Raw genomic sequence first — 7,455 nt, forward strand, 5'->3', positions numbered from 1 at the left:
TTTCCAGATAGGTCCACCGATGGTTCCGCCGAACTCATTGCGGTTCAATTGCGGCTTCACCGTGGTACCTGCGCGGGCAAAATAGTCGCGGGCTGCATAAGCGCGGTTACGGTTCAGCTCGTACAGCTCTCCGTGAAATGCATTGGTGCCAGACTTCGTCATAATCGAGATACTGGACGACCCCTCGAACTCGGCCTTCGCCAGGTTGCTCTCGATCTTCATCTCCTGAACAACCTCCGTGGAAGGCATGGAAGACAGGTTCGTTGCGTAGGAATATGCCCCGGCGCCGTTCCCCAGATCGTTGAAGTTGCCGCCGTCCACCGTGTAGTAGGAGCCACCCCAGCGCAGGCTACCCGAAAGATTCGGAGAGGAAGCGCTGTCGGAGGTCATGCCGGCCGTAAAGATAATCAGACGATCGATCGTTCTTCCATTCAAAGGAAGCCGTTCCGCGGCCTTAACGTCGATGATGGATGAGATCGAGGAGCTTTCGGTCGAGATCACTCCCGCGGTAGCCTCAACCTCCACCTTCTCTGAGGTATCGCCCACTTTGAGTTGAATGTCGTTGCGAAGCGTCGCGTTCAGAAGAAGCTGGGTATGTGCGATAGAGATCTGCTGAAAGCCCGCCGCGCTTACGTCGACGCGGTAGTCGTCTGGATCCAGGTTGGGAATGCGATAGCTGCCATCACTCGCCGTCATGGCAGTCACACTCTGATTCGTTTTCGTATCGAAGGCGATTACTTTTGCGCCGGCAACGGCGGCTCCCGAACTATCGGTCACCGTTCCCACGAGCGTCCCGGTTACCGTCTGCGCGAGCGCATCTCGGCTACAGAACGAAGTTCCCACGACGGGCAAACAGACTAGTAAGCTGGCAAGCAAAACACGTTTCATAAGACATCCCCTCTTTTATTTGGTAAAGCGAGACGTAAGGCCGTGCCCCATGGAGCTTCGCTGCTATCTGGCAGAGATCGGCTATCGGGGACATGTAATGCTGGAGCAGAATCGATAAGCCAATCTCGCGCATTCCGTCGTCAATGCAAAAGCAAAAGTGGCGCCATCAAGCCCGTTCGTCCAACCGCATGGACAGCCCGCTTGGCATGGCCGGTAATCCCCCGACGGCCCACCAGTATCGAACAGAGATCCGTAATATGCTTCAAAGCATCTTCTGATCTCTAAAGGATTGTTTTCATGGCAATTCGRCGAACCCACTGGAGCCTTTGTCTTTCCCTACCGCTGCTGGCATCCTCCTGCCTGGCTCAGCCGACTCATTCCCCGCTGCTCCCACGTCCCCAAAAGGTGAGTTATGCCAAAGGTTCATACGCCGCATGCAGTCTGAAGCTCCGCTCGGCGAATTACTCCCGTGAAGACGTCTTCACCCTCAAGACACTTGAGACCACCCTCAGGCAGCAATGCCAGGGACCAGGCACGGCATCCATCCCCGTCGTTTTGGAGGATGACGCTGCACAGAATTCCCTTCCGGGGCCCAGCGATGAGCAAACGCACACCGCCCGCGAAGGCTATCGCATTGTCGTCGATCGCGCAGGCGTCAAACTGCACGGCAACTCATCTGTCGGGCTCTATTACGCGGCGCAAACCTTCTCGCAACTCTTCGAGGGAGCTTCGTCCCATCGCACATTGCCCTTTGTCGACGTAACCGACGAGCCGGCACTTCCCTATCGGGGCTTCATGTATGACACCGCGCACGGAGGCGCGCCAACGGTAGCGGAGATCAAACGCCAGCTAGACCTGCTTGCGCAGTGGAAGGTGAATCAGTACTACCTCTACGTTGAGACCAATATTGATCTCAACGGCTACCCTCTGCTCCATCGGGAGTCGAACTACACTCGAACGAATATCCAGGATATCGTCGCCTACGCACGTGAGCGGCATATCGACGTCGTCCCATGTGTCGAGCTCTACGGTCACCTTCACGATCTCTTTCGGGAGGAAAAGTACTCCTCCCTCGCGGCACTTCCTCATGGTGGCGAAGCCAACCCTGCCGAGGCGAAAGTGCTTCGCATCCTCGAAGATTGGCTTCATCAATACGCTGAGCTCTTCCCCAGCCCATGGATCCATATCGGTTTCGATGAACCCTTCGAGCTTGGCCGCGCCGGCACTCGTGCCTCCAGCCAATCTCCGGATGAGCTGTGGCTTCATCTGCTGCAACGGATGGCAGAGCTCTCCGTACAGCAACACAAGCGTCCGCTCTTCTGGGCCGACATCGACGAAGGCGCATATATCTTCAACAAGTATCCTGGACTCGCAGCAAACCTTCCTAAGACCGCCATCGCCGTTCCGTGGTTCTATGACGCACGGCCGAGCTACGACGGCCTCCTCACACTCTTCGCGCAAAACCATGTGCCCATTCTGGTTGCAACCGGCATCTCAGATTGGGATACAGTAACGCCTGACTTCGACAGCACCTTTACGAACATTGACGGCTTCCTCGCCGCTGCCCGTGGCGCGCGAGCCTTCGGCATGGTCAATACGCAATGGTCTGACTCGGCACAGGCGCTGCACCGGCAAGCGGAAGCCGGCGTCGCCTACGGTGCCGCCGCTGCATGGCAGGCCCAACCGATAGCACGCGATCACTTCTTCGATGAGTACGCCCACGTCCGTTATGGTGAGAAACTTGCGATGCCGGTCTCCAAAGCATTGCAAAATCTGGCGAAGGCACAAACCCTCCTTCGAAGTGCCATTGGCCGTGAAACCAGCTTCCGCCTCTGGGACGATCCTTTTGAGCCTCATACTCTGGCGGATATTAAGACACACGCCAAAGAACTGGAAGAGAGCCGTCTCGCCGCTGAAACCGCACGGGAAACGCTACAGGCGGCAATTGGAGATACGCCAGTACTCGAACAGGGTGGTGAGTTGAGCGAGCTGCTCTTCGCCAGTCGCGTCCTCGACTTCGTAAGTATGAAGTTCCTTTATGCGATCGAGATTGAGAAGAACTTCCAGGCCCTCCCCGAGCACCCATCCACAGAGGACATCCAGTTCCTGCTGTCGCGCGAGACCGCCGCGCGCAACCACAGCCGTATTGGCGATCTGATGGACGAGTGCGGTGACCTCAAACTGCGCTACCGGGAGTTGTGGCTGCAACAATACAAACCCTATCGGCTGGCCACGGCAGAGGCCCGCTGGGATGCGGAGTTGGAATTCTGGCGGCATCTTCAGGCGTCCCTCTGGACACTTCGCCGCAACTTCAAAGAAGGCGGCCCTCGTCCCACGCTCGAAGACGTTCTCTCCAAGCGTTAAACGAGGGCTTCCGAGCTACGGATCGGCATCGATCTGTTAGGCGGGACGCTGGAACGGGCCTGCTTTGATTGCGCGCAGATCTTCGTCGCTGAACGCCTTGCCATGGAAGAGCGCCACACCGGCGGCGCCAAGTTCACGCGATGCCTCGATCTGACGGATCACCTCCTGCAGCGTGTTTTTTCCTTCGCTCCAGTTGATCGATATGCCCGCAACCACCTGGCACTCCCGGGAGATATCGTTCATCGTCACGCCGAGCTGCTCCCGGAAGCTTGCCGTGTCGGAGACGTACACCTGCGACGCGTAGTACCGCAGCCAGCCGGCCTGAGCCCAGCGTCCCCAGTCACGTCCACGCAAGCGGTCATGCCGCCAGTCCGGTCCGCCGTTGACCGATAGAACCAGCTTCGGGTGATTCTTTTTCAGCCCCTCCCGCAGTTCTGCCATGAAGGCGCTGGTGCCAATCGTCCTGAGATCTTCCGCTGGAGCAGTATCGAGATTCTCCGTTAGCTTTTTGCCCTGCATCTGCTGGAAGAGAGACTGACAAAGGTCGCATAGACAGTAGCCACGCTGGCGATATCCCGGCTCCTCGATATGCAGGCCATGCAGCTTTGGATAACGCTGCAATACGCTCTCCACCTGGTGTAACATCCACGCCCGCGCCTCGTAGTGCTGAGGACAGACGTTGTCGACGCTGGGATTCTCGACTTTACCGGTGGCCGGATTGGGAACGACCTCCTCGATTCTTTTCGCAGCCCATGTCAGGTTCCCACCAACGGCCGGATCAAACTCCGGAGAGTCTACTTGGCGGTAGTCGGTAAAGCTGTACCACATGTCGACATCGATCCCTTCCTTCGACGACTCTTCAATCAGCAGACCAAGCGAGTTCCAGGCTGCGGTCGGGTGCGTCTTCTGGTAAGCCGGATGGTCGAGGGCAGTCAGGTAACCGCTCACCGTCCATGGGAGAATCAGATTGAAGCCGGCGCGTGCATAGCGCTGCACTGTCTCCTGAACCTGCTGCCGTCCTGTCTTCTCGTCCGCGGCAAATGTCGTCTCCGGATGGATCCAGATCGCACGAATCTCCTTCGTCGGTCTCTCGGCCTTCGGGATCTGCAGATGCTTTACGAGATTGGGATCCTGGGGATTCGGTTTCCCGTTGTTCGCCTGTTGCCCCGGTGAGACAAGAGGAGAGGCGGCTACCGCGGCTGCAGGCAGGGTCTTAAGAAGCTGTCGTCGCGTGAAAGAAGTGGACATGCAGGCACTCTACCGGAAGCCACCCGACTTGCCTATTGGTTCATGCAACGGAGCTGCCCTCTGTTCAATAGGCTGAACAGAAGGCAGCTCCAATTCCAATGACTAACCGATTCCCAGGCACTTCAGGACATCACGCTCGATCAGCCCCTCAATCAATTCTTCCTTGATGCGCGGCAGGCCGGAATTCCCTGTGATGTGGTTCACGTTACGCAGAGCAGCGATGGTATCGGCTGGAGTCGTAAAGGGATAGTCAGATCCCAGAAGCAACTTATGCCCCGTTCCATACTCCTGAGCCAGCATCAGAGCGTTGTAGTACTGCCAGGGGCGGTAATACAGCGCCGAGATGTCCGCATAGACGTTTGGCTGCTTACGAATCAGCACCACCGCATCCTCAACCCAAGGATGCCCCATATGCGCGATCACCATCTTCAGGTCTGGATACTGCAACGCGACATCCTCTAGTTGGATGGGCAACGCATATTTCAGTGGAGCACGTCGGGGAAAGGTCGTGCCCTGGTGCACCAGGACAGGAATACCGTGTTTCTCGCAAAACGCGTATACGGGTTGCATCCGCTCATCCATCGGATGAAAGTTCTGGTAGATGGGCGCCAGCTTCAACCCTGCAAATCCATCCTGTTGGAATACCTTCTCCATCTCTTCCAGATAGTCGGGCTCATGTGGGTCCAGACACGCAAAGCCAATCAGCTTCTCCGGATACTTTTCGACGTAGGCAYGAATGCGGTCATTTGGAACAACAAGGCCGAGATGACGGGAATGGAACCCGAAGACGATAGCGCGGTCAACCGGCCTCATCGCCTCCCAGTGCTCTTCTTCACTGATTTCAATCTGGACCGGCGCGCCCCGTGCGATGGATGCCTCGCGCACCATCTCCTCGCTCCAGTCTTCGGCGTTCCACAGATGCGTATGACAGTCAACCACCATGACAGACCTCCCCCCTCGTCGCTCTTCAGCCTATCGGTTCACCGTTTCTGTCGAAATGCCATATCAATCAGCCGTCCATATCCATGGACGACAGACCCACATGCTAGATACATCGCTCTCTCGGCGTTGCTATACTCTGGCCTCAAGCACTGACAATCATGCTATTTCTAGCCAATGCCACTATCGTGGACGGCACCGGGGCCGACCCCTATTCGGGCGGCCTGCTGCTGCGCGATGGACGGATCGAACAGATCTGTCCATCGCAACCCTCCGGCATTCCTTTTATCGACCTGCACGGGCTGGCAGTAGCACCTGGCTTCATCGACCTGCACAGCCATTCCGATCTCATGGTGCAGCAGAGCCCACGCGAAAAGATGGATCAGGGTGTGACGGCCGAGGTCGTTGGCAACTGTGGTTTTTCTCCCTACCCCTGCGGTCCGAACTGCGATCTCCTGGTCGAGCAGAATGCCGGGATTCTCTATGGCCGGAAGAGCTGGCCGCACGCTGCCAGCTATCTTCAGGAGACTCGCGCACACTCGCCTCTGGTACACATCGAGTCACTCGTCGGCCATGGGGCGCTGCGGACAGCTGTATACGGCGCAGACGCCGGTAAGCCCTCCCTCAACCGACTTTCCCAGATGGAGCGCCTGCTTGATGAGGCACTCCATCAAGGTGCTGTCGGACTATCCAGTGGGTTGATGTATTCCCCCGGATCTGAGGCTCCATTTGAGGAACTCGAAGCGCTATGCCGCATCGTTGCGCATCACGGCAAGCTTTACACCAGCCATATGCGCAGCTATTCATGGACGCTGCTGGAGGCAATTGAAGAGCAACTGGAACTGGCCCGCCGCACCGGCTGCCGGCTGCAACTCTCGCATCTACAGGCGGTCGGACGGGCGAACTGGCACAAGCAGACAATAGCGCTGCAACTGATTGAAGCTGCTCGCGCCGAGGGCATTGATGTTGCCTTCGACTGCTATCCCTATCTCGCTGGAAGCACGGTGATGACGCAGCTCCTTCCCCAGTCTGTCGTTGCCCAGGGAACACCGGCGCTCCTCGCGCTCCTGGCTTCTGACTCATCCCGCAGGGAGCTGATTGCCTATCTCGAAGACGAGACCGCGCAGGCGTGGAGCGACATCTACATCTCCTCACTGCATAGCACCGATAACCAGCGATTGGTCGGTCAAAGCCTGGCCGACATTGCGAATGAGCGCGATATCCCGGCTCCGGTGGCACTCCTGAACGTGCTGCTGGAAGAGGAGTGCCGGGTCAACATTCTGGCATTCAATCAGAGTGAACAGAATCTCCGGGAGATGCTGACACATCCACTCAGTTCCATCATTACCGACGGCTTCTACGTCTCCGGCAAGCCGCATCCCCGCCTGGCTGGAGCCTTCCCGCTCTTCCTTGGCGACTATGTCCGTGAGAAACAGTGGTTATCGCTGTCTGAAGCTGTCCGAAAGATCACCCATGCTCCCGCAGAGCGCTTAGGCCTCAGAGGGCGTGGGGCGGTCGTACCCGGCAACTTCTCCGACCTAGTCGTCTTTGATCCCGCAGAGATCGGCAYCACAGCCAGCTATGAGCATCCGTCCCGTACTCCGCATGGAATTTCCCTGATTTTCAAAGGACAATTTATGCGCATCCCTCTGTCCAGCCTAATGGACAAGGGAGGTAAAATTGGCCAGGCTATCACGCTGGACCATGCTAAAGTTTGGCAAACGCCAGCAACATTTCCTTCGAGAGAGAGCGTCTATGAGTGGTGCTAATCGAACCCCCTCGGTTCCCTCCGTTGAGCGCGCGCTACACCTGCTTGAGATTCTCGCTCATTCCAAGAACGGCCTCACACTGTCACAGATGGTGGAGATGTCCGGACATCCCAAGAGTTCCCTTCACTGCCTGCTGCTCACGCTGGAACGCCTTGGATATCTAACTCGCAGCCCGCAGACAGGTCGCTATCTCTTCGGGCTGAAGCTCTTCGGTCTGGCAAACGCATCGCTCGCAGGTCTTCAGGTC

Annotated in this window: 6 protein-coding genes; 3 read left to right on the plus strand and 3 right to left on the minus strand. The window is 57.4% G+C overall.

Features of this window, described 5'->3' with window-relative positions; genetic code table 11:
- Positions 1 to 888 (minus strand): carboxypeptidase-like regulatory domain-containing protein (locus AB4043_RS08065; RefSeq protein ID WP_442306822.1); only part of this gene is annotated, 888 nt, incomplete at its 3' end.
- A gap of 297 nt (positions 889 to 1,185) precedes the next feature.
- Between AB4043_RS08065 and AB4043_RS08070 the strand changes: the two genes are divergently transcribed.
- Complete coding sequence (locus tag AB4043_RS08070) at positions 1,186 to 3,252, plus strand: family 20 glycosylhydrolase (RefSeq protein WP_442298940.1); 2,067 nt, start codon at positions 1,186 to 1,188, stop codon at positions 3,250 to 3,252.
- 36 nt (positions 3,253 to 3,288) lie between these two features.
- Here the strand turns inward: AB4043_RS08070 and AB4043_RS08075 are convergent, their stop codons facing one another.
- On the minus strand, positions 3,289 to 4,500 hold the full coding sequence (locus AB4043_RS08075) for a family 10 glycosylhydrolase (protein WP_442298939.1): 1,212 nt from the start codon (positions 4,498 to 4,500) through the stop codon (positions 3,289 to 3,291).
- Positions 4,501 to 4,602: 102 nt separating this feature from the next.
- Entirely contained in the window at positions 4,603 to 5,442 is an 840-nt protein-coding gene (locus tag AB4043_RS08080; protein WP_442306823.1) for an amidohydrolase family protein, read from the minus strand.
- A gap of 158 nt (positions 5,443 to 5,600) precedes the next feature.
- On the opposite strand from AB4043_RS08080, the gene AB4043_RS08085 reads away from it, so the two are divergent.
- Complete coding sequence (locus AB4043_RS08085; protein ID WP_442306824.1) at positions 5,601 to 7,208, plus strand: N-acyl-D-amino-acid deacylase family protein; 1,608 nt, start codon at positions 5,601 to 5,603, stop codon at positions 7,206 to 7,208.
- The coding region (locus tag AB4043_RS08090; protein WP_442306825.1) for a helix-turn-helix domain-containing protein at positions 7,195 to 7,455 on the plus strand (261 nt) is incomplete at its 3' end. The genes AB4043_RS08085 and AB4043_RS08090, both read left to right, overlap by 14 nt.

The sequence above is a fragment of the Terriglobus sp. YAF25 genome, from assembly GCF_052113305.1.
GTDB lineage: Bacteria > Acidobacteriota > Terriglobia > Terriglobales > Acidobacteriaceae > Terriglobus.